Here is a 22,041-nt window from a genome sequence, read left to right as displayed (position 1 = left end):
CATCAAGATAACTCAGAAATAGATTAGATTTAGTATCTATTCATTTAGCTCATATGAACAGGAAGAACATTTTTATTTCTATTGCTGTCCTTGGAATAGGAATAATTCTCTATAAATTGCTATTGGGACTTGTCCTCCCAATAGCTTTGTTTGTCTCTCTTAGATATGTTCTGAAATTTTTACTTAAGGGCTCAGAGTCTGATTCTGGTAAGGAGGTTTCTAAGATTTTTACTAATAGTGAGACCTCTTCTTCAATTGAAAACATAGTTGAAATTAAGCCTGTCGAAGAAGAGAATCCTGTCGAAGAAGAGAAGCCTGTTGAAGAGGATCAGCCTGTCGAAGAAGAGAATCCTGTCGAAGAAGAGAAGCCTGTTGAAGAGGATCAGCCTGTCGAAGAAGAGAATCCTGTCGAAGAAGAGAAGCCTGTTGAAGAGGATCAGCCTGTCGAAGAAGAGAAGCCTGTTGAAGAAGAGAAGCCTGTTGAAGAAGAGAAGCCTGTTGAAGAGGATCAGCCTGTCAAGGAAGAGAAGACTGTCGAAGGCGACAAGTATGAATAAGCGATTAGCATTGAATCGCTTCCCTTAATCATTTTTAAAGTTTCTTTAATGGATACAAATACAAAAAAAGATTTTTGGGATTCAAAGCCTTACTGGTGTCAACCTTGGTCAATTATTAGCTTTGGAATTTTAGTTCTAATTTTTAGTTGGAAACTATTTAATAACATTATATTTACTTCAATTATAGGGTTTTTTATTTTTGTTTGGTGGATAGTATTTTTAATATTTGCTCCGAATTCATATGAAGTAATTAGAGATAAAGAATAACCATAATTTATTATTTTATTTGTGTTTAAATATGCTTAATAATTAATTTAGACCGGAAAACCACAAATAAGAAATTTCAAGTTAAGTCTTTATTTACTCTGATCTCTATTGTTTTGGATGGAAAGCCTATATAACCACCTGAAAACCGTTTTCTATTTGTCCAATAAAATTCAACCAACTCCCTTGTGGAGCTTGTTATGAGAGCTTCTCTTCCTACTCCTAGTTCGCTTGAAAGCTTTAGGCTCGTTGTTGATTTCCAGCTTGAAGTGCTTGAAGATTCCATTAAATTCTCCATTTGATTGTTCGATTAAATAAGCTAAGAATCCCGTTCCACTTTTGATCATTTTATTAATCATGCTTGGAAATTAAATGATTTTGTTTGGGTTGGGGGAAGAAAATTCAGATTCCTAAATAGAGGCGAAACACCTCTTAATAGTACATCAGTATTATGTAATGTCAATTTTATCTTCTTTGGTTATGCAGATTGTCATGCACTATTGAATCTGCTATATATAATATTAAAAATCTATAAAATTAAATTAAATATATATAATTCTTTTATTTACTCAATTAAGAGCCTGAATCGAAATAAAAATAGCTAAAAGTTAAATTTAGAAAAATTCAATATAAAATTATTGTTTATATTATATTTTTATTTTAGATTTTATTAAGTAGTAATTAAATTTGTTTATAAATAATTTTTATGAGGACGTACTTAAGCATAAGTTAATATTCGATATTATTCTATATCATAAATATATATTTCTCATATTTTAAAATAAAAATTGAATAAAATATTCGCTATGGAATCATTCAATATTATATATCTATATTATTAACCTAACTAAATGTAAATTTATCTATAATTAGTATCTCTTGTTCTGAGAAATCACTAGCAGATATACAGTTTATCCACTCTTTATACTCTTGTGCAATAGCTAATTGATCCTTAGGGCTCACTTCTACTGTTCTTTTTAGAATATGTGATAAACCTTTAACTAATATGTCTTCTATGCTTTTTTGATCTTTTTCCATTTGCATTTAGCATGTATTTCATACTACCTTTTATCGATATAAGTGTAAATAGATAGATAGCTTTATAAAGACAATTATTTAGTATTGATGTTAGATATAAAAAAATTATAGTGCATTATTATCATTATTGTTTTTTATAGAGGGAATGAATCCTAGCTCTTCTATTTTTTCAACTAATGTAAGCTGGGGACCATTTGTTATTGATTTTGTATTGATAGAATCAGATTTTTTTACCTTATCTTTTTTAATTAACACCTGATATACTTTTTCAATTATTAAATCTATTTTTAATGATCTTAGAAAACTAGTAATAAAATTAATGTTAATCAAATATAATGAAAATATAATTCCAATCAGAACTAATAAAATATTATGAATAAAAAAATAGGAGATAATTACGGTTGCTGATAAATATTCTAATAGATTATTTATTTTATTTATTTTCATAATTAGGCAATATCTTGTTTGTTTATCTTGTTTTGTCTTTCTAATAACGTAAGATCGTATGATGATTGAATCTGATTATTGTAATCTAGTTCATCGATGAACTTTGAGATATATTCTTTATTTTGTATCCACTTACGTCTTATTGTTTTTGGTAGATTTGGGAGTTCAACTATTTTTTTATCTAGTGACCTTATATATCTTTTTCTCTGCCCACTATCGATTGTAGAGATATCCAATGCATTGTTTTTAGAAAGAGTTTTTTTAATATCTCTTGAGTCAGTCATTACCATTAACTCTGAAATACTTCTAATAAATGGAATCATGCTGCGTACCTTTCTGGATTCTTTTTGTTTGTTTTTATTTCTAATTTATTATTTTTTTTATAAGCATTTATATAGTGGACATCGTATGATCCCAATCCTTCTTCCTTTGGGTTGTATAAATGGATGAATCCATTTCTAGATTTTGATTTCTTATTCATAATCTTAGGCAAACCTCTTCTGATCTTTTCTGTCTTTAATGCCGTCTGTATCGCAAAGACTTTTGAGCTTGTATTTTTGAAGCAATCTCTTCATTAAACCTTGATCTGCGTTATCGATGCTATCGTTTTTACTAATTCCTTCATTTCTAGAACGAATTGTTGTGTTTGGTTTTTGCATTTTTAATAAAACTTGGGGAATAGTGGTTTTTCTTGATTGGCATTAAACAAGCGAGTCTATTTTTTCTCTATTTGATAGCAATTTGCTTAACTTTTTGTTTTCATCTTTAAGATTTATTATTACTTTTTTGTATGTATCAATCTTGTCTTTGAGGGATTTTATCTTTTCACTTTCTGTCTTTTTGGAAATCGTGGTTGCCTTTTTCTTGTTTCCTTTTACCAAAACTCTTACCGCTGCCTCTGTCATTCTTTCGCCGTTCCCAACGGCCTCGAATACCTTTTGACGCTCCTTGTCGGTTACTCCTTTGCTGCCCATCAGGGCTAGTGACCTAGGAGTTAAAGAAGCGAGTAGGTTGTCTTCTATATCTGAGCCAGCTAGCCAGTTGGTGTATGCGCTTACGAGGTCAATAGCAAACCTTTCGGAGCAATTAATCGCGCCTGATTTTAAAAAGGCTCTCCAGTTTCCTGGCTTGATGTTGCTCTTTATGTCTGAGAGATTTGCGGCAACAGCTCTCAGAGATTGGCCAACGCAGCTAAGCTCCTCGTTGATTTCGACGACTGACTCTTTAACGTACTCCACTTGGGCGGGGACGAGTCCCTTCGTGACCTCGCTATTTAGTGGAATATTTGCTACATCAACCACCTCTGTAGGCGATAAATTCATGAGCTTAGCCAATTACGTGTTTAATATACTTCTTGTGACGAATCGGAACAATGGATACAAATGTATTATCTTTTGTGTTGTCTTCTTGCAGCTTGGTTTGATTCCTCTATATTCTATTATTATAATAAATATGCTAGAATATTGTGGTATCTTAGTATTTAAAAAATGTTTTTATTCTAGAATGTGATTAATAGCTTTTTGAAAAATACTAATTTTAGCAATAATACTAAATATATGCTTTTTGACGTTTACTTAAAGATATTAATAATTTTTTTTTATCATTAAACCTTATTGCGATGTCATATTACTCTTAGTACTTGCTCTGCCACTATGTAAGTATATATACTTATGTGTACTCCGGTTTGGCCTCGTTAGGGGCTCGGTAATTGATTTGCGTTTGAATTGATTGCCCTTTTTGATCTATTCCCACCTTGATTGCTGGATATATTTTTTGGCTATTTGCTCTATAAAGTTATTTTTTTTCACCTTTGACTCTAGCTCTGTCAAAACTAATATTTTCTTGTGATACAAGGTTTTTGTTTTGCAAACACTTTTTTGATATACCGTATCAATATTTTTGAGAATTGATATTACAAGTCCATGAGATGTTTGATTACTTTTTGCCTTAGACTGTATTTTAATATTTAAGTATTTAAATTTTTAATGGAAGTTAAAAAAATATCTCCTCGAGTCAGTTGTTTTTTGCAAGTAAAATTAGATCAAGCAGTTGTTGATTATCTATGGAAAATTATTGATATTGGTAAAACGAATAATAAAAATCATAAAAACAAGTTAGTTGGTAATATTTCGCAAAGTCTTTTGTTAGACGATATTGATTCTTTTTTTTATAAATCTGTTTGTGTTCCTTTGATTAAATATTACCGTGAAAATAATCCTATTTCTGGTGACCCTGTATCTGAAAATACATTGTTAAAACCAGGATCTAAATTAATATTAAACAACCTATGGGTAAACTATCAATATAAGACAGAATTCAATCCTTCTCATGATCATAGTGGAGTCTATTCTTTTGCTATATGGATGAAGATTCCATATTCATGGGAGGATCAAAAAAAATTACCACAATTTCGTAATATTAGAGATGGAGATATAAAAGCAGGTTGTTTTGAGTTTGAATACATTGATTCTCTTGGAGGTATTCTGAACTCAATGTATAGATTATCTTCAGAATATGAAGGCTATATGGTTTTCTTTCCTGCTAGATTAAGGCACTGTGTTTATCCATTTTACGGTAGTGATGAACCCAGGATATCCGTTGCAGGAAATCTAAATTATTTACCTGATTGATATAATTAAAATATTAAAATCATTTAAATATTTCCATATTCTGTTTTTTCTTATAAACTTTTTATTTAAGTGTATTTTAAGTGTATATTTAGTAGATGAATCTATTAATTCTAAAAGAAAAATCAACTAGATAAGTCACTATATTATGTATTTCCAGGATATAATTTCTAGCCTCAATAATTTCTGGAGTGAGAAAGGTTGTTTGCTGCTTCAGCCATATGATTTAGAGAAGGGCGCAGGGACGATGAGCCCTCATTCTTTTTTAAGAGCGATAGGTCCTGAACCTTGGGCTGTAGCTTACCCAGAGCCCTGTCGTCGACCAACTGATGGTAGGTATGGAGACAATCCAAATAGAGCACAGCATTATTTTCAATATCAAGTTCTTATCAAGCCCTCTTTAGACGGTATACAAGAAATTTATTTGTCTTCTCTTGAAGCCTTGGGGATTTCAGCTAAAGATCACGATATTAGATTTGTTGAAGATAATTGGGAATCTCCAACTTTAGGCGCCTGGGGAGTGGGTTGGGAAGTTTGGCTTAATGGGATGGAAGTTACCCAATTTACTTATTTTCAGCAATGTGGAGGTCTTGATTGCAAGCCTGTTTCAATTGAGATCACTTATGGCCTGGAGAGACTGGCAATGTATTTACAAAATGTTGAAAGTATTTGGGACCTTTCCTGGAATAAAAAGAATAAATATGGTGACATCTGGCTTCCTTTTGAAAAAGGTCAATGTAAGTATAATTTTGAAGAATCTAACTCGGAAAATTTAAGGAAACTTTTTGAAATTTATGAGGAAGAGGCTCATCAATTAATCGCTAAAAATATACCTGCAACTTGCCTTGATTACGTTCTAAAATGTAGTCATACATTTAATTTGCTAGAAGCAAGAGGGGTTATTTCAGTTACTGAGAGAACTAAGATTATTGCAAGAATTCGATCTTTAGCTCGGAAAGTTGCTCAAGCTTGGTTAGAGGAAAGAGAGAGCCTCGGGTTCCCACTTTGTACCAATAATTAATTAACCTCTAGTAATAATTAGAGTTTTTAAGATAATAAAAAGTTCGAATATTATATTTGGCTGTATAAAAAGATACTTCTAAGAGCTTGAGTCCTGGAATGTCTTATTGAATACACTATTATAAATCCGAAATATTTGTGTGAGGACACAATGAAGCTTTTTCAGCGTTTGCTGGTAGCTCCTGCTGCTTTGGGCCTAATGGCACCTTTAGCTGCAAATGCCGACGTTTCTACAGTATCTAACGAGTCAGACCTTAGTTCTGAAGTTATTCAAGCTCGTGTTGATGGTGTTGAGTCTCAACTCGGCGAAATTATGGCTGGTCAATTCTCTTCATCTACAAAGATGAGCGGAAAGGCTGCTTTCATTACTGGTTATGTTGATGATGATGCTGAGTCAGATACTGACAGCATCACTATGGAATATATGTATCAGTTGAACATGAACACCAGTTTTACTGGTGAAGACATGCTCTACACAAGAATTAAGTCTGGTAATGTCGGCGATCATTTCAAAGACAAAGGACAAGGTACATACCTATCCGCTGCTAACGGTAATGCTGATGCATTAAAAGTTGACAAGATTTGGTATCAATTCCCGGTTGGCGATGACGTAACTGTTTGGGTTGGTCCAAAAATTGAGAACTACTACATGCTTGCAAGTTCTCCTTCTATCTATAAGCCTGTAACTAAGCAATTCACTCTTGGTGGAAACGGAACTGTTTATGGTTCTTCTACTAAAGCTGGTTTTGGTGCAGCTTATGTACAACCAACTGAAGATCCTTCAGAAGGTAGATTTGCAGTAAGTGTTGCTTACACAAATCAAAGTGGCGCAAAGTCTGGAAAAGACGAGGGTCTTTTCGGTGAAGATGGTAAGTCAGCTTTGCTTACTAAGCTTGAGTACGGCACACCTCAGTGGCAAGTATCTGGTGCAGTTGCATTAAAAGAAAATGGCTGGTCTGATAGCTACTTCACAACAGCTGCAGGTGGAAAAAGATCTGCTGCTGGTTCTGAAACTGCAGTCGGTTTAAGAGCATATTGGAAGCCTGATACAACTGGTGCTATTCCTGAAGTTCAGCTTGGTTATGACGTTTCTACTATTGACGACGCTCCAACTGGATATGCTGATGAAGCATCAGGTTGGATGGTTGGACTTGGTTGGAAAGACCTACTGATCGATGGAAATAGAGCTGGTGTTGCTTTTGGTTCAAGAGTTAGCGCTACTTCTATTGTTGGCGGTACTTCTGATCCTTCTGAAGACAACAGTGTTTGGGAAGCTTATTACTCCTTCAAAATTAACGATGGCGTAACAGTTACTCCTGCAATCTTTGGTGGTTCAGATGTTGAGTCTGAAGGCAAAGATGTTAGTGGAGCAGTTGTTCTAACTGAATTCAGATTCTAATTCTTGTAATTAGTAGATTTGAGAACGCCCCTACCTGGGGCGTTCTTTTTTTTTTTATATTCAAATGAAAAAGGCCCCTTACAGGGGCCTTTTTCATTTGAATATAAAAAGCTTTACCAGCAGTTCTCGCCCTCACCAATAGGGATGCAAACATTTGATTTCTTAGCTTTATCAGCAGCTTTTTGTGCAGCATCATCGAGCTTTCCATCTTCATCTGCTTCTTGATCTGTGGTCCATTCCTTGGTGCCACCCATGTCACCATGTTTGTCCCCAGCCATTGCATTTTCAGGAATAATTGCGGTTGTGGCTAATGCCGCTGTTGCCGCTAGGAATATTCCTACAGTTGTGTTTTTAGGCATATGTAATGAGGTTTGAGTCTATTTTGATAGCTAAAGTCTATCAATGAAAGTTCATTTTTTACGTTATTTAGTATAAAGAATCTATCTTAATCTCCCATTCTTCTAAGTAGATTGCTATATGCCTGAAAAATTAAGTCTAATTCGTCTGATCTCCCATGTTTAGCTAGTAAACCTTTTGCCCCTGCGTCTAGTTCAAAGAGGAAAGATCTATCTTCATTGTTTTGTACATAACTTTGAATCCACCCTACACATACATGACGTTCACCATCTTTGACTTCAGCTACAGAATGTAGTTTTGTGCTGGGATAAATTATCATTTCTCCAGCAGGCAGTTTGATAGTTTCCATCTTATTGATTGTCTGAATACATAATTCACCACCTTTATAATCTTCTGGCGCGTTTAAAAATAACGTAAATGATAGATCGCTTCTTCCCGAGGGCATATAAGGATTATCGATATGTGAGCCATAGCTATGTCCAGCTAGGGATTGAGTAAACATGAGTCCATGGATAAGGTTAGGTAATGTAAAACTTTTTAGAAGTGGATTTGAAATTATTTTGTTAACAATAATATCTCTAAGTTCAATTGATAATTTTGAATTTTTATCTAATTGAAAATTAGATTTTATTTTTGCAGCATGGCTTCCTGCTGTTTTTTTACCATCTTGCCATGATGATTTCTCTGCTTTTAGCTTATTAACTATTTGAAGAGCTTCTGATTCATCTATTAGAGAATGAGTTAGATATTCCATCTTTAATATTTAGATTTAATTTCTATCATAAAGTATAAATAAGATATCAATTTATACTTCAATACGTATCAAAGTTGCGAATCTATTCTTAGCAGTATCTTCTTGTCTAGTCTATTCAAAGTTATTAATCCCTTCCTAGATAGATTAATGAATTTAATTAAGCGTCTTTTCACTTCAGTAATAGCAGGTACTCTTTTAGTCTCTTCAAGTTTTAATTATGTAAAAGCCTCTGATAGAGAAGTAAGAATTTATTCAGGCAGGCATTACAACACCGATAAGCAGATATATAAGCAATTTGCAGAAAAGACTGGGATAAAAATCCGATTAATCGAGGCGACAGGAATTTCTCTAGTTGAAAGATTGAAAAGGGAAGGATCAAATTCTAAAGCCGATGTGATTCTTCTTGTTGATGCGGCTCGAATTAGCAATGCTGCCAAAAGCGGTCTACTTCAGTCGTATAGGTCTGCCAAATTAGACAAAAATGTTCCAGTGGAATATCGAGATCCTCAAGCAAGATGGTATGCCTTAACAAGAAGGGTGAGAGTCATGGTTGCTAACCCTAAGAAAGTTGATATTAATTCAATCAAAGATTATTCAGATCTTGCTAAACCTTCTTTGGAGGGACTTGTTTGTGTGAGAAAAAGAAGCAGTCCATACAATCAATCTTTAGTCGCTAATCAAATTGTCAATAAAGGAGAAGCGCAAACTAAAGAGTGGTTGAAAGGGATGATTTCAAATATTTCTCAGCCTTTTTTCCCCGGTGATATAGGTGTTATAAGAGCTGTCGCTCAGGGGAAGTGTGGAGTAGGTATTGTGAATCACTACTATATTTCAAGAATGCTCGCAGGTGTGAATGGAAGAAAAGACAAAGGTTTGGCTAAAAAAGTAAAGGTTCTTACTCCTAATCCTGCTCATGTGAATGTCAGTGCAGGTGGAATTGCTAAATATGCTGAAAACAAAGAAGAAGCTATTCAGCTCTTGGAGTATCTTGCCTCTCCTGCTGGGAGTAGTGGGTTAGCTGGTCCAACATTTGAACACCCTTTAGTTGGTTTTAATAAAACTAATGAGGTTGCACAATTTGGAGGATTTACTCCTGATAGTGTGACCATTGATCAATTAGGAGCAAATAATAAAAAAGCAATTCAGCTTATGAGAAAGGCAGGTTGGGATTAAACAATTAAGAATTAGATTTTTAATTCTGCTTATTCTTAAGTGGAAAGAGAAGATTGCCTTAAACTAACTTCTAGGGAGAGGTGGCTGAGTGGTCGAAAGCGAACGACTCGAAATCGTTTGATAGTAAACTATCCGTGGGTTCGAATCCCACCCTCTCCGCTTTTTGATTTATATCAAAAAAGAATTTACCCTTAATATGCAAACATGTGGAATTCTTTAGTTGCCTTTAGTATCTTTCGAAAATAATCCAATCAATGCATCTATTTCTAATGAAATAAAATACCCTCTGATGGTTTGTTCTCATGAGAGAAGTGGAACACATTTTCTTATGAATTCATTATCTTCCTCTACTTTTTATAGTGTTGAACCTTACTTAAATTATGACTATTCCCGTTTAGGATGTTCTTTGAATTTTTATAGTAAAAAAGATATATTTTCTTTTATTCAAAAGTGTTCAAATATTTCTACTAATACTGGTAGTTTTTGTATAAATAGTATCATAAAATCTCATTTTCCTCTGTCTTTGATTGGTGATGATTCTACTAAAATTTTAAAAATTGCATACATATATAGAAACCCTGTAGATGTGTTTATATCTTATTGGAAATTTCTTCATAAATGGGATTGGTTTGAAGGACCTAAACTAAAATGCCCTCTAGAACTTATGAAGACTAAACCTTGTGGCCATTCCCAGAGATACCAATTTGAAAATTATAATACTTATTTTGCTAGGTGGGCAAATCATGTAAGCAGTGCTTTCATAGCATCAAAAAAAATAAGAAATATTGTTTGTATTAATTATTCTGATTTACTTTCTAATTACACAAGTTGTATTCAAAATTTGTGTAAGGATCTTTCTATTGAATTAATTGAAGGAACAAAAATACCTAAAAAAAGTAATTATATTAAAGGTATCGAATCTTTAAAAGTTTCTGAGGATATAAGAACTGAAATGAGTGAATACTGCCGAAATGAGGTTCAGAAATATAAATATCTTCCTAGAGATATTATTAGTAATTTTTCCTGAATTGTATTTTTTCTTATTTTTCAAGGTCAAATCTAACGGTAAAACTTGTTAATTCTAATAGGTGAGATACTTACAACTGAAATCTTGATTAAAAACCATCTTCTTCGATTCATTCGTCTTCCTGAGGTGCTTCATCGCACTGGATTGTCGAGAACTACTGTTTACAGACTTATGGATTCTGATGAATTTCCTAGACAAATTCCTCTTGGTTCAAGAATTGTGGTCTGGAATGAAAAAGAAATTGAGCAGTGGATGAAAGAAAAATTGAGGGGTTAACACCCCTTCTTTTTTGGGTTTAAGTTTGTCCCTTACTATCCCATTTTTGGTGCTAGGGAATGTGCTAGGGAAAATCGACTTCAAACAGATACTCGTAGTCCCATATCATCCTATGCTGTGCCAAAAGGTACTATTTCGAGGACACCCTCTCCGTATTGCTCAGAAGTTGCTTTTTTCTACTATATTTTCTTGAAGACTTTTAAACTGACTGTATTTAATGTGCTTAAAATAAAGAAGAGGTTTAAATCATTTGAAAAAATTAGTAGAGCCTTCATCTTTTTATTATGAAGCAATTAATTTGATTGATCTAGATGATTATGATGGGGCCATTAACTATATTAAAAAGAATATTGATAGTCTTGAAGACCCAGATGATATTGCTTTAGCATATTTAAATTGTGGTTTCTTGAATGATAAGTTAGGAGAGAATAAATCGGCTATAGATGACTTCTCAAACTCAATTCATTTTGAATCTAAGATAGATATTATTAAACAACGGTCTAAAGACATTTCATTTAGTGGTAGAAGTGACTCTAGATATAAAACTGGAGATTATCAGGGAGCAATAGATGATAAAAGAAAAGCTAAAAAAATTAGATTATTGGAAATTGATAAATCCAATGAATTAGATAACATTAAAATAGATTATAAAAATATTTTGTTAGGTACATTTAAAAAAATCGATCTAGAACCTAAATATAATGCTTTGATTAAATGTTCAAAAATACGAAAAAGTAAATATGATTTAATTGCAGATTATAAAAAAGTGATTAGTGAGAAGAGAAAAGAGGAGGTAAGAAATAAATTAGAGGTTATTAGTGAATCAAAGTATAAAATAGGAGATTATAAAGGTTCAATTAAAGCTATTAGAAGAGCAGAGAAATATTATTGATTATCAAAAAGTTGGATTTATTTTCTTTTACCAATAGGGATCACTAAAAAATTCAACATTTAGTTCTTTTTTATCCGGAACTGTTGCAATACATGCACGTACTACTTCACCATTAACTTCTATTTCGCAAGCTCCGCAGCTTCCTCCTAGGCATCCAGTAGGGATCTCGATATCCGCATTATAGGCAGCTTTTAGCCAATCAACTCCAGGACAGCAATTGCTTGATTTCTTATTAGGCCAGTTTATTTTCACAGTATTCATTGTTTAAATTATTTGATTAAAATATCTATATTTATATTTTTTTCGAAGGCATCAGTTAATAAATCTAATAATTTTTCTCTTTTATCAATATTGTTTTCTTCATTAATTTCTATATGATTTAATCCCTTTTTCTGTCTTATTTTGTTGATCCATTGCCTTCGCCATTGATTATTTTCAAAAATTCCATGTAAATAAGTTCCTCCAATAAAGCTTTTATCTTTTTTTTCAATTACCCACCCTAAAGAACTGTTTTTAAATAGAGAAATAATTTCAGAATCTTTATTATTGATTAAATCACTCTCCCCATAATGCATTTCAAACCCCTTTATTTTCTGAGAACCTGGCCATGAAACTTTTTCTTCTCTTTGTGAGGTATGCTTGATTTCTCCAAAAGTTGTTTTGATTGGAAGAAGGTTCATCCCCATATTTGGAAATGCATTTATTTCATTAATACTTTCCTGCTGATGTGGGTCTTCCAATGATTTCCCTAGCATTTGCAATCCTCCACATATGCCAAAAATATTCCCCCCATTTTTGGCATATTCTTTTATTTGAGCGCTCAATCCAGTTTTATTTAAACTCTCTAGATCTTTAATCGTTTGTTTGCTTCCAGGAATTATTAATACATCTGGATTACCTAGGTCTTCTCCAGGTTCTATCCATCGCATTTGAATACTTGAATCGCTAAAGAAAGGATCTAAATCAGAAAAATTGCTAATTCTAGGTAATTTTATTATTGCGATTTCTATTTCTGCACTTTGATTTATTTGTTTCCTTTCAAGTAAGTCAAGGGAATCTTCAGGTGGAAAAATCTCTTTTAGCCAAGGTAATATTCCTAAAACTGGGATTCCTGTTTCTTTTTCTATCCATGTTACTCCTGATTCGAATAAGGCTTTATCGCCTCTGAATCTATTAATAATTATTCCTTTAATCAATTTTTTTTCATCAGGTTTCATCAATGCGATTGTTCCAATGATTTGAGCAAAAACGCCTCCTCTTTCAATATCTGATACTAAAATACAATTTGCATTTAGAAATTTTGCTAATTTCAAATTTGTAAGATCTTTATGTTGCAAATTCACTTCTACTGGGCTCCCAGCCCCTTCAAGAATAAGTCTTCCTTCTGTTTTACTCTTTAATAATATTGCTAGGCCTTTTTTAATAGCTTCCCACCCTGAATCGAACCAGTCTTCGTAATAATTGATTGCTTTGCAAGTCCCTACACTTTTGCCTAGATGAATTACTTCACTTGTGCAATCCCCTTTTGGTTTTAGAAGCACAGGATTCATTTCAGCACTTGGCTCTAAGCCTGCAGACCAAGATTGAAGGGCTTGAGAATATGCCATTTCTCTTCCCTGCTTATCAACCCAAGCGTTATTGCTCATGTTTTGGCCCTTAAAAGGTATTGGCTGTTCCCCTTTTCTTTTTAAGCATCGACAAATAGCAGTAGCTATGAGCGTTTTACCTGCGCCACTAGAGGTTCCTAAAACCATTAGTGGAGTCCTTTTGAGATCTATGTTCATCTTGGCGATAATCGATACTTTAGGCATGTAATTAATTTTTTTATAAGCGATATTCTTTTAGTAAATAAATCTGCACAGCTTTCTATTACTTTTCTTCCTGTTGGTGTAATACGAACTTTTGAAGTAAGCCCTTGGCCATCAACTTCCCTTCTTAATACACCAATTTTAATTAATTTAATAAATTCATTCTCTATTAATAAAGAACTATTGATAAACATAAATTCTTGACTCAAATATTTTGATTTATGCTCAAAAACATTTTGAGCACTGAGACTCTCTCTTTGAAGACTTTGAAAAAGGAATAAGTTAAAGGGACAATTCCTAATCCCTTTCTTTGCTCTTCTAAAGATTTTTTGGTCAATCAGCAACATTTAATTAAAAGGATTAATTTTTTAAATAGAAGATCAATAATAATCGTAGGTATTAAAAAATTTAGTTTTCTATGTTTGTGCTTGCCTCTGCATCCAAAGCACGTCAAAAATTACTTGATCAAATAGCTTTGAGATACAAAGTTATTGTAAGTGATATTGATGAAAAACAGCTTCAGGAACCAGATCCAACTTTGAAGGTCAAATTATTAGCTAAGGGTAAAGCTGCCGGTGCAGTAAAAAAGTTGATAGAAGAAAATCATACCTTAAATACTTATCAAGCTTTATTAGCTTGTGATTCTTTGTTTGAGTTTAAGGGGGAAATTTTCGAAAAGCCAATTAATAAAGAGCAATTGATATCTAGATGGCAAAGAATGTCAGGTCAATCTGGTTTTTTACATACTGGTCACTGTTTGATTTCGTTGGATAATTATAAATCTGATATGGAAAGTATTTCACAAAAAAATAGTTGCCAAGGAGTTGTGAGTACAAAAATTGAATTTATGAATTTATCCAATTTTGAGATTAAGAAATATGCTTCGACTTCAGAACCATACAATTGTGCAGGAGGCTTTGCGATTGAGGGTAATGGAGGACTCTTTATAAAAAAAATAGATGGATGTTTTAGTAATGTTATTGGTCTTAGCTTACCTTGGTTAAAAAATAATTTAGAAAAACTTGGTTTGTCTCGCTTGCTTTTAGATAGATAAATAATATTAAGATCAAATATTTTTAAGCATAAAAAAAGCCCTCTAGTAGAGGACTTTTTTTATTTATTTAAGGATCTAATCTAGATCAGGCATTGAAAGAGCAGGCTCTTGTGAACGACTAATACCTTTTTCAAATCCAGCTGCAGCGGCTCTTGCGCGTCCAGCATGCCAAAGATGACCTACAAAAGTAAACCAACCAAGGAAGAACTGAGCACCTGCAAGCCATTGACGCAAGTTAACAAAGTTAACTGCATTGGGCTCGGTAATGATTCCACCAACTGAGTTAATAGAAGCGTTAGGAGCATGTGTCATGTATTCAGCAGCACGGCGAACCTGCCAAGGCTGAATATCATTTTGAATTTTATCAAGACTTAATCCATTAGGACCTCTAAGAGGCTCTAACCATGGACCTCTAAAGTCCCAAAAACGCATTGTCTCTCCACCAAAGATGATTTCTCCTGTAGGAGAGCGCATTAGGTACTTACCTAAACCTGTTGGTCCCATAGTTGAACCCACATTTGCTCCAATTCGTTGATCACGAACTAGGAATGTGAAACTTTGGGCCTGAGAGGCTTCAGCGTTCGTTGGACCGTAGAATTCAGAAGGATAAGCAGTGTTATTGAACCAGATGAAACATGAAGCTACAAAACTAGCAACACAGATTCCACCAAGTGCATAACTTAGAAGTCCTTCACCGTTCCAGATAAAAGCTCTTCTTGCCCATCCATATGGACCAGTAAAGATATGGAAAAGTCCACCTATTATCTCGATCACTCCCAGGTAAACATGTCCTCCGACAATATCTTCCATTGAGTTGACACCAACTATCCAGCCTTGTCCACCCCATGGGGTTGAAACTAGGTATCCAAAAATAACTCTTGGATCGAGAGTTGGATTGATTAGCCTAACTTCTCCTCCACCAGGAGCCCATGTGTCATATGCACCTCCTATGTACATCCAGTTAATGGACCATAGAAGAGCACCAACTCCAAGAACAACCAAATGAAAACCAAGAATATTGGTCATTTGATTTTTGTCTCTCCAATCAGTGGAGAAAAATGGGAAATCTTCTTCAAGTTTCTCTGGCCCAGCTAGGGAGTGGAAAACCCCTCCAAAACCAAGAATTCCAGATGCAACAAGGTGAATAACACCTGCAATGAAGAATGGCCAAACGTCTGTGACCTCTCCGCCTGGGCCTATGCCATATCCAAACATGGCTACATGAGGCATACAAATTAAGCCTTGTTCCCACATGGGTTTATCCATGGTGAAATGACTTACTTCGAAAAGCATCATTGCGCCAGCCCAGAAGACAATTAGTCCTGCGTGAGCGATATGAGCACCTAATAGTCTTCCAGAGAGGTTTATTAGCCTTGCATTTCCTACATACCAGGCGTAACCAGTCTCTTCGAGACTTTGATTAGGAGCTTTAAGTAAACTATTAAAGGGCGTTTCCACGTGGGAGTACCTCCTCAGGGAATACAAAGTTTTCGTGTGGCTGGTCTACAGAAGACATCCATGCACGCATACCTTCATTAAGAAGGATGTTTTTGGTATAGAAAGTTTCGAATTCAGGATCTTCAGCAGCTCTGATTTCTTGGCTAACAAAGTCGTAAGCACGAAGGTTTAGAGCTAATCCGACGATTCCAATTGAGGCTGCCCACATTCCTGTTACTGGAACGAAGAGCATCAAGAAGTGAAGGAAACGCTTATTTGAGAAAGCAATACCGAAAATCTGACTCCAGAAACGGTTTGCAGTAATAAATGAGTAAGTTTCTTCTTCTTGAACTGGATCGAAACCTCTGAAAGTAGAACTCTGAGCTTTACCATCAGAGTACTGACTTGAATCTTCGTAAAGAGTGTTCTGAACTGTTGCGCCGTGAATAGCACAAAGTAGAGCACCACCAAGAATTCCTGCTACTCCCATCATGTGGAATGGGTTAAGCGTGATGTTATGGAATCCTTGAATGAAGAGAATGAAACGGAATATTGCTGCAACTCCAAATGAAGGAGCGAAGAACCAACTGTGCTGTCCTAAAGGATATATAAGGAAGCAAGCAGTAAATACTGCAATAACTGCTGAGAAAGCAAGTGCGTTATATGGACGGATACCAACTAGTCTTGCAATTTCGAATTGACGAAGCATGAAGCCAATAAGACTGAATGCACCGTGAAGAGCAACGAAATTCCAAAGGCCACCAAGTTGGAACCAACGTGTTAAATCGCCCTGAGCTTCTGGTCCCCAAAGGAATAGAAGACTGTGACCCATGGCATCGCCAGGGGTGCTAACAGCGGCTGTGAGGAAATTGCATCCCTCAAGATATGAACTGGCTACACCGTGGGTGTACCAGGAAGAAACGAAGGTTGTACCTGTAAACCATCCACCAATAGCTAGGAAAGCCGTAGGGAAGAGTAGTAGTCCAGACCAACCAACAAATACGAATCGGTCGCGCTTTAACCAGTCATCGAGGGCGTCAAACCAACCTCGTTCTGTTGCGCTTCCAACAGCGATCGTCATGGGAGGAGCGTTGCTGAGCTTTTGTATACGTCGAGGACTTTAACAACGATGACGGGGTTTGTGGGTAAATCTTTAACTTGATGAAATCCCTTGTATTGAAATGAGATAAAACTAATTTTTTTTATTTCTACTTTTTAAATGTCAAAAACTTAGTCTCTATAATGTTTTGAAAGGGATGTGCTTCCCAATTTAATTAGATTATGTCATCTGAATCAAATTTAAGCCAATCAGCAAAAGAGTTATCTGGTTTGGTTTTAGAACAAAAAATTAAAGGTTCACGTAAGGTTTCGAACTATCTAGTTGCTTCGATGCTGAGTATTGGTGGCGTTGGATTTTTGTTGGCTTCATTCTCTAGTTATTTTGGAAGAGACTTTTTACCACTAGGCAACCCTTCTACCCTTATTTTTGTTCCTCAAGGCTTAGTTATGGGGCTATATGGTATTGCGGCTTTTTTGCTGGCTCTTTATTTTTGGAGGCTAATAAGCATCGATTATGGTTCGGGAGTTAATAGATTTGATAAAAACAAAGGAGTTTTATCTCTATCTAGGAGAGGTTTGTTAAAAAATATAGAAATAGAAATCCCGATTGATGAGATTAAAGCTGTCAAATTAGAGGTAAGAGAAGGTTTTAATCCACTAAGAAGAGTATCTTTGAGAATAAAAGGTAGGAAGGATTTGCCAATATCTAGAGTTGGATCTCCTAAACCATTATTGGATTTGGAAAATGAAGGAGCTGAAATCGCGAGATTTTTAGAGGTTAACCTTGAAGGAATCTAAAAAGAAAAATACTATTTTCAGCCTATTAAATAATTCAACTTTAATTTATAGATTTTTTAAACCATTTTATATTTTTTTAATTGTCAATTCTATATTAATAACTGGATGTTCTGCTTTAAAGAAAAATGAAAATGTAGATATATGTTCTTCTACGAGCTTTCCTTGTCTATTGTCAAATGAATATGTTTTGCTAATTACCAACAGAGGAAATATAAAATTAGAACTTTATGGTAAATCAGCCCCAATAACTGTTGGTAACTTTATTGATTTTGTTGAAAAAGGTGCATATGACAAAACTATATTTAATAGAGTTATTAGGGAACCTTACCCTTTTATAATTAGAGGGGGCGAGAGCACTTTTATAGATAAAAATACAGGAAAAATAAGATATATTCCATTGGAAATCAAACTGAAAACCAAAAAATTACCAATTTATGGAAAAGAAATAGATATTTCTAATCAAATTAATAACATTGAACTTAAGCATAAAAGATCATATTTATCCATGGCAAGAAATAAATCATTGAATTCAGCCAGCGCGCAGTTTTACATATTATTAAAGTCTTTACCAGAACTTGATGGTAGGTTTGCCGTTTTTGGGAAAGTGATTAGTGGTATGGATATAGTTGATTTAATTCAAGAAGAAGATTTTATAATTGAAGCAAAAAGAGTTGATTTTTGAAGAGAAATATTACTTTGTGGCTTTTAGCATTTCAGTATTGACTCCTGAGGCCCTCTTTAGAGCAACTTTTCCTGTCCTGGCAATTTCTAAAATTCCATAAGGTTTGAGTAAGTTCTCTAGGGCAACAAGTTTTCCAGGGTCTCCAACAACTTCAAGTGTCAGTGCATTATCAGAAACGTCTACAACTTTTGCTCTAAAAACTTGAACAAGATCTAAGATTTTTCCTCTATTTTCAGAGGATGCTGAGACTTTCAAGAGCATCAACTCTCTTTCTACAGCGGGCAAAGTTGTTAAATCTAGAACCTCTAAAACATTTATTAATTTGTTCAATTGTTTGGTCATTTGTTGAAGTGTTGATTCGTCTCCTTCAACAACCATAGTTAATCTAGATATTCCTTTAGCCTCTGCAGGACCAACTGCCAAGCTATCAATATTAAATCCTCTTCGTGCAAAAAGCCCTGCAATCCTGCTTAATGCTCCAGACTCATCTTCAACTAAAACTGAAAGTGTGTGCTTCATATTGGTTGCTCAGAGGTTTTTAAATTCTCTAGCCATTTCAGAACAATTTGATTGAAATGATTTGGTAGTTCATCGTGAAGACAATGACCTGCATTATCGATAACACTTAATTTAAGCCAAGGATGGAGCTTTATAAGTTTTTTTGCCAAAAATATAGGTATCAATTTATCTTTATTGCCCCAAATCAATAAAATTGGTGGACGATTTGGCAGGTTTTTAATTTTTTCTAAAATTGACGGACCTTTTGAATAGTTTGCTCTATTACTCATCCCAACGCACATAGATCTAAGCGCTTTTGAGGCATTGGGTCTTCTAGCAGGAACTGTAACTATTCTTTTTAACAAATTGTCATTTGAAATTGAGCGAAAGTAAGCGCTTTGAAGAGCAAAAGTAATTAATTTTGTTCTTGATATTAAATTTATTAAGATCTTAAGTGGAAATAAATGAAAAAAAATTTTTATCAAAAAACTTTTAACTTTTACCAGCCAACTTGGAAAATAAAATTTAATTGGATTAATGAAAACTGGTTCTGGTAGTGGGGCTGCAATGATTGTTTTTATTAACTCAGGTCTCTCAGATAGTGTTGTTATTGCTGTTAAAGCTCCCAATGAATTTCCAATTAATATAACCTTACCGTTCTTTTGAATATCTACAATTTCATCAAGAAAAGAAGCTAATTGATTTGCCCAAAATTGATTCTCTAAATACTTTATTTTTCTTTGAAGATTTTGCTCTGATTTCCCAAAACCTATTAAATCTATTCCGAATACCCTAAACCCTTCTGAAGCAAATATTTCTGCATTATTCCTCCAGTGATCACTACTAGCTCCAAAACCATGTATTAGAACAATGGGAGGATTAGATTCATCTCCAGTCACTCTGAAGTGAACACTTAGATCTTTGTAGCTCCAATATTTAGACTCACCCCATTCAGGAGATCCAATGAAAGGATCTTTTTTAAAAATATTTGACTTCATTTAGTTCAAGACTCACTTTGACTTTGAGTTTTATAGTTTTTAAATCCATTTTAAGTTTATTTTAAAAATTTGCGTATGACTTTGGATTGTTATCTGAATGTAAGAGCTTTAGGTTTTAATAGTAAATGAGTTAAATTATTTGAATGGCATCAGAAATTTTCGGAATCGCTGCAGTCTTTTGGGTTTTAATTCCCGTTGGGCTTCTAGGAGGAGTACTTCTTTTGAAACTTCAAGGTGATTAATTTCCACAATCCATAGTTTGCCCATTTAAGCTCCAATCTTGTAATGAATTCAACTATGCAAGTTCTGGTGATTGGTGGCACAGGAACTCTTGGTCGCCAAATAGCCAAAAACGCCATAGATGCAGGGCATAAAGTGCGTTGCATGGTTAGAAAACCAAAATCTGCTTCATTTCTTCAGGAGTGGGGTTGTGAATTGACTCGTGGCAATTTGATAAATAAAGAAGATATTGAGTACGCTCTTGATGGGGTTGATGCTGTTATTGATGCTGCTACTAGCAGACCTGATGATCCCCGTAGCGTTTACGAAATAGATTGGGATGGAAAATTAAATTTATATAATGCTTGCGAAGAAAAAAATGTAAAAAGAGTTGTATTTCTATCTTTGTTAGGTGCAGAGAAATATAGAAAAATCCCATTAATGGACATTAAATACTGTACTGAAGAGTTATTGGTAAGTTCATCTTTGGACTACACCATCTTGCAAGGTGTTGCTTTCATGCAAGGTGTAATAGGTCAATTTGCTATTCCTATTTTAAATAATGAACCAGTTTGGATAAGTGGAAATCCCACTGAGATCGCTTATATGAATACGCAGGACATAGCTAGATTTGCCGTTGCAGCTTTAGATAGGCCTCAAACAATAAAGGGAAGATTCCCTATCGTTGGTCCCAAAGCTTGGAGCGCTAAAGAATTAGTCAATCTATGCGAAAAATTCAGTGAAAAAAGAGCAAGAGTACTAAAAGTTTCTCCAACAATCATTTCCGTTGCTCAATCAGTTGTATCGTTTTTTGAACCAACCTTAAATGTAGCCGAAAGGCTATCTTTCTCTGAATTGAGTGGTAGTGGAGGCAAATTGGATGCGCCAATGGATGATACTTATAGTGCGTTTGGGTTGAAACAAGCTGATGCAACAACAATGGAGGGTTATATACAAGAGTATTACGGGGTCATCTTGAAGAGGCTTAAAGATATTGGAGTTGATCTTGATATTGAAGAAAAAAAGAAATTCCCAATCTGATCTATTGCAAAAATGTAGTTAATATGTACTATCAAGGAAAATCCTTTTTCTAATGTCAATTAGTCAAATTAAGAACCTTAATAGAAGGCTAGAAAATCTATCTAAAGAAGCTTCTGCGGAGCTAGATAAGTTATGTGGTAATGAGTTATGGAAAAGTATTGGATTTGAAGCTTTTGATGGTTTGGCTGATGCTGGTTTAAGAGCTTCCGCGAATTATTATTATGGACAGTTTCAAACTGCTAGAGAGTTGAAAGACATTTTTAGTTAAATATACATTTATTGGTTAATTAAAGACTTTTTAGAATACAATCATTTAGTTAATTAGTGATGCAAAAAAAAACACATGATTGAAACATCCGGTGTGATTGAAAAAGAGCAAGGAAATGGATTCTATCTTGTAACTCTTGAACAGCCCGCTGGACATCAATGCTTGTGTAGGGCAGCAGGGAAATTGACAAAATTTAGAATAAAATTGCTCGCAGGAGATAAAGTTCTTGTAGAAATAAGTCCCTACGATTTAACAAGAGGTCGTATAACATATAGAGAAAGAAACGTAGGTCCTGGAGGAGGAAGACAAGGAGGGAATAGACCAGGAGGGCCAAGGAAAAGATAATAA

General features: G+C 34.4%; 32 protein-coding genes and 1 tRNA gene. 17 read left to right on the top strand and 16 right to left on the bottom strand.

The window, feature by feature from the left end:
* Nucleotides 1–53 precede the first annotated feature (53 nt).
* Both O5637_RS04425 and O5637_RS10780 read left to right on the top strand, forming a co-directional pair.
* A complete protein-coding gene (locus O5637_RS04425) occupies nt 54–557 on the top strand; it encodes a hypothetical protein (protein WP_269606430.1) in 504 nt (167 codons plus the stop codon).
* 48 nt (nt 558–605) lie between these two features.
* Nucleotides 606–824 (top strand): DUF6737 family protein, encoded by a 219-nt coding sequence (locus O5637_RS10780; protein WP_332299758.1) that lies wholly within the window; start codon nt 606–608, stop codon nt 822–824.
* 76 nt (nt 825–900) lie between these two features.
* Here the strand turns inward: O5637_RS10780 and O5637_RS04420 are convergent, their stop codons facing one another.
* From O5637_RS04420 to O5637_RS04390, 7 genes are all read right to left on the bottom strand, one after another.
* Nucleotides 901–1,107: a hypothetical protein gene (locus tag O5637_RS04420; protein WP_269606428.1), complete on the bottom strand. Its 207-nt coding sequence runs from the start codon at nt 1,105–1,107 to the stop codon at nt 901–903.
* A gap of 557 nt (nt 1,108–1,664) precedes the next feature.
* Nucleotides 1,665–1,859 carry a hypothetical protein gene (locus tag O5637_RS04415; protein WP_269606427.1) on the bottom strand — a complete coding sequence of 65 codons (195 nt, stop codon included), beginning with the start codon at nt 1,857–1,859 and terminating at the stop codon, nt 1,665–1,667.
* Between the two features lie 105 nt (nt 1,860–1,964).
* A complete protein-coding gene (locus O5637_RS04410) occupies nt 1,965–2,306 on the bottom strand; it encodes a hypothetical protein (protein WP_269606426.1) in 342 nt (113 codons plus the stop codon).
* 2 nt (nt 2,307–2,308) lie between these two features.
* On the bottom strand, nt 2,309–2,590 hold the full coding sequence (locus O5637_RS04405) for a hypothetical protein (RefSeq protein ID WP_269606425.1): 282 nt from the start codon (nt 2,588–2,590) through the stop codon (nt 2,309–2,311).
* A gap of 35 nt (nt 2,591–2,625) precedes the next feature.
* The gene (locus O5637_RS04400; RefSeq protein WP_269606422.1) at nt 2,626–2,787 is read right to left on the bottom strand and encodes a hypothetical protein; all 162 of its coding nucleotides are present in this window, start codon (nt 2,785–2,787) and stop codon (nt 2,626–2,628) included.
* Between the two features lie 4 nt (nt 2,788–2,791).
* Entirely contained in the window at nt 2,792–2,965 is a 174-nt protein-coding gene (locus O5637_RS04395; protein ID WP_269606420.1) for a hypothetical protein, read from the bottom strand.
* Between the two features lie 42 nt (nt 2,966–3,007).
* Complete coding sequence (locus tag O5637_RS04390) at nt 3,008–3,628, bottom strand: hypothetical protein (RefSeq protein WP_269606419.1); 621 nt, start codon at nt 3,626–3,628, stop codon at nt 3,008–3,010.
* A 663-nt stretch (nt 3,629–4,291) separates the two neighbouring features.
* On the opposite strand from O5637_RS04390, the gene O5637_RS04385 reads away from it, so the two are divergent.
* The 3 genes from O5637_RS04385 (at nt 4,292) to O5637_RS04375 (ending at nt 7,352) form a co-directional block, all read left to right on the top strand.
* Complete coding sequence (locus O5637_RS04385; protein ID WP_269606418.1) at nt 4,292–4,936, top strand: putative 2OG-Fe(II) oxygenase; 645 nt, start codon at nt 4,292–4,294, stop codon at nt 4,934–4,936.
* Nucleotides 4,937–5,081: 145 nt separating this feature from the next.
* Nucleotides 5,082–5,954, top strand: coding sequence for a glycine--tRNA ligase subunit alpha (glyQ, locus tag O5637_RS04380; protein ID WP_269606416.1), 873 nt, complete (start codon nt 5,082–5,084; stop codon nt 5,952–5,954).
* A gap of 150 nt (nt 5,955–6,104) precedes the next feature.
* Nucleotides 6,105–7,352 carry an iron uptake porin gene (locus O5637_RS04375; protein ID WP_269606415.1) on the top strand — a complete coding sequence of 416 codons (1,248 nt, stop codon included), beginning with the start codon at nt 6,105–6,107 and terminating at the stop codon, nt 7,350–7,352.
* 113 nt (nt 7,353–7,465) lie between these two features.
* Here O5637_RS04375 and O5637_RS04370 read toward each other — a convergent pair whose 3' ends face one another.
* The gene (locus O5637_RS04370) at nt 7,466–7,711 is read right to left on the bottom strand and encodes a hypothetical protein (RefSeq protein WP_269606413.1); all 246 of its coding nucleotides are present in this window, start codon (nt 7,709–7,711) and stop codon (nt 7,466–7,468) included.
* 86 nt (nt 7,712–7,797) lie between these two features.
* A complete protein-coding gene (locus tag O5637_RS04365) occupies nt 7,798–8,463 on the bottom strand; it encodes a Fe2+-dependent dioxygenase (RefSeq protein ID WP_269606411.1) in 666 nt (221 codons plus the stop codon).
* Between the two features lie 147 nt (nt 8,464–8,610).
* Here O5637_RS04365 and O5637_RS04360 point away from each other — a divergent pair, with 147 nt between their 5' ends.
* From O5637_RS04360 to O5637_RS04340, 5 genes are all read left to right on the top strand, one after another.
* Complete coding sequence (locus O5637_RS04360; RefSeq protein ID WP_269606409.1) at nt 8,611–9,636, top strand: extracellular solute-binding protein; 1,026 nt, start codon at nt 8,611–8,613, stop codon at nt 9,634–9,636.
* Nucleotides 9,637–9,710: 74 nt separating this feature from the next.
* Nucleotides 9,711–9,795: transfer RNA gene (locus O5637_RS04355), tRNA-Ser, on the top strand.
* Nucleotides 9,796–9,856: 61 nt separating this feature from the next.
* Nucleotides 9,857–10,663 (top strand): sulfotransferase domain-containing protein, encoded by an 807-nt coding sequence (locus tag O5637_RS04350; protein ID WP_269606407.1) that lies wholly within the window; start codon nt 9,857–9,859, stop codon nt 10,661–10,663.
* An 84-nt stretch (nt 10,664–10,747) separates the two neighbouring features.
* On the top strand, nt 10,748–10,939 hold the full coding sequence (locus O5637_RS04345; protein WP_269606405.1) for a helix-turn-helix transcriptional regulator: 192 nt from the start codon (nt 10,748–10,750) through the stop codon (nt 10,937–10,939).
* Nucleotides 10,940–11,189: 250 nt separating this feature from the next.
* Nucleotides 11,190–11,831 (top strand): hypothetical protein, encoded by a 642-nt coding sequence (locus O5637_RS04340; RefSeq protein ID WP_269606403.1) that lies wholly within the window; start codon nt 11,190–11,192, stop codon nt 11,829–11,831.
* A gap of 27 nt (nt 11,832–11,858) precedes the next feature.
* Here O5637_RS04340 and O5637_RS04335 read toward each other — a convergent pair whose 3' ends face one another.
* Genes O5637_RS04335 through O5637_RS04325 form a run of 3 tightly spaced genes read right to left on the bottom strand, consistent with a single transcriptional unit; the run spans nt 11,859 to nt 13,986 of the window.
* On the bottom strand, nt 11,859–12,092 hold the full coding sequence (locus O5637_RS04335; RefSeq protein WP_269606401.1) for a 2Fe-2S iron-sulfur cluster-binding protein: 234 nt from the start codon (nt 12,090–12,092) through the stop codon (nt 11,859–11,861).
* An 8-nt stretch (nt 12,093–12,100) separates the two neighbouring features.
* Complete coding sequence (locus O5637_RS04330) at nt 12,101–13,615, bottom strand: cobyric acid synthase (RefSeq protein ID WP_269606399.1); 1,515 nt, start codon at nt 13,613–13,615, stop codon at nt 12,101–12,103.
* The gene (locus O5637_RS04325; protein WP_269606397.1) at nt 13,612–13,986 is read right to left on the bottom strand and encodes an Npun_F0494 family protein; all 375 of its coding nucleotides are present in this window, start codon (nt 13,984–13,986) and stop codon (nt 13,612–13,614) included. The genes O5637_RS04330 and O5637_RS04325 overlap by 4 nt, the downstream gene beginning before the upstream one ends.
* A gap of 71 nt (nt 13,987–14,057) precedes the next feature.
* Between O5637_RS04325 and O5637_RS04320 the strand changes: the two genes are divergently transcribed.
* On the top strand, nt 14,058–14,693 hold the full coding sequence (locus O5637_RS04320) for a nucleoside triphosphate pyrophosphatase (RefSeq protein WP_269606395.1): 636 nt from the start codon (nt 14,058–14,060) through the stop codon (nt 14,691–14,693).
* Between the two features lie 75 nt (nt 14,694–14,768).
* On the opposite strand, the gene psbC is transcribed toward O5637_RS04320, so the two are convergent.
* Complete coding sequence (psbC, locus tag O5637_RS04315) at nt 14,769–16,151, bottom strand: photosystem II reaction center protein CP43 (RefSeq protein ID WP_036905021.1); 1,383 nt, start codon at nt 16,149–16,151, stop codon at nt 14,769–14,771.
* Nucleotides 16,135–17,211 (bottom strand): photosystem II D2 protein (photosystem q(a) protein), encoded by a 1,077-nt coding sequence (gene psbD, locus O5637_RS04310; RefSeq protein WP_036905018.1) that lies wholly within the window; start codon nt 17,209–17,211, stop codon nt 16,135–16,137. The genes psbC and psbD overlap by 17 nt, the downstream gene beginning before the upstream one ends.
* 200 nt (nt 17,212–17,411) lie before the next feature.
* On the opposite strand from psbD, the gene O5637_RS04305 reads away from it, so the two are divergent.
* Together O5637_RS04305 and O5637_RS04300 are read left to right on the top strand one after the other, a co-directional pair.
* The gene (locus tag O5637_RS04305) at nt 17,412–17,987 is read left to right on the top strand and encodes a photosystem I assembly protein Ycf4 (RefSeq protein ID WP_269606391.1); all 576 of its coding nucleotides are present in this window, start codon (nt 17,412–17,414) and stop codon (nt 17,985–17,987) included.
* Nucleotides 17,974–18,669: a peptidylprolyl isomerase gene (locus tag O5637_RS04300; protein WP_269606389.1), complete on the top strand. Its 696-nt coding sequence runs from the start codon at nt 17,974–17,976 to the stop codon at nt 18,667–18,669. Before O5637_RS04305 ends, O5637_RS04300 begins: the two co-directional genes overlap by 14 nt.
* A 9-nt stretch (nt 18,670–18,678) precedes the next feature.
* Here O5637_RS04300 and ilvN read toward each other — a convergent pair whose 3' ends face one another.
* Nucleotides 18,679–19,188 (bottom strand): acetolactate synthase small subunit, encoded by a 510-nt coding sequence (gene ilvN, locus O5637_RS04295; protein ID WP_269606387.1) that lies wholly within the window; start codon nt 19,186–19,188, stop codon nt 18,679–18,681.
* The gene (locus O5637_RS04290; RefSeq protein ID WP_269606385.1) at nt 19,185–20,165 is read right to left on the bottom strand and encodes an alpha/beta fold hydrolase; all 981 of its coding nucleotides are present in this window, start codon (nt 20,163–20,165) and stop codon (nt 19,185–19,187) included. The genes ilvN and O5637_RS04290 overlap by 4 nt, the downstream gene beginning before the upstream one ends.
* Before the next feature lie 143 nt (nt 20,166–20,308).
* Between O5637_RS04290 and petM the strand changes: the two genes are divergently transcribed.
* The 4 genes from petM (at nt 20,309) to infA (ending at nt 22,038) form a co-directional block, all read left to right on the top strand.
* Nucleotides 20,309–20,407 carry a cytochrome b6-f complex subunit PetM gene (petM, locus tag O5637_RS04285; RefSeq protein ID WP_011294850.1) on the top strand — a complete coding sequence of 33 codons (99 nt, stop codon included), beginning with the start codon at nt 20,309–20,311 and terminating at the stop codon, nt 20,405–20,407.
* Nucleotides 20,408–20,462: 55 nt separating this feature from the next.
* The gene (locus O5637_RS04280; protein ID WP_269606909.1) at nt 20,463–21,425 is read left to right on the top strand and encodes an NAD(P)H-binding protein; all 963 of its coding nucleotides are present in this window, start codon (nt 20,463–20,465) and stop codon (nt 21,423–21,425) included.
* 52 nt (nt 21,426–21,477) lie between these two features.
* Complete coding sequence (locus O5637_RS04275; protein WP_269606384.1) at nt 21,478–21,693, top strand: hypothetical protein; 216 nt, start codon at nt 21,478–21,480, stop codon at nt 21,691–21,693.
* A gap of 75 nt (nt 21,694–21,768) precedes the next feature.
* The gene (gene infA / locus O5637_RS04270; RefSeq protein WP_011294847.1) at nt 21,769–22,038 is read left to right on the top strand and encodes a translation initiation factor IF-1; all 270 of its coding nucleotides are present in this window, start codon (nt 21,769–21,771) and stop codon (nt 22,036–22,038) included.
* Nucleotides 22,039–22,041 lie beyond the last annotated feature (3 nt).

The organism is Prochlorococcus marinus str. MIT 0917 (assembly GCF_027359575.1).
GTDB classification, from domain to species: Bacteria; Cyanobacteriota; Cyanobacteriia; order PCC-6307; family Cyanobiaceae; genus Prochlorococcus_B; species Prochlorococcus_B marinus_D.
This window is presented reverse-complemented; position numbering and strand designations above follow the sequence as displayed.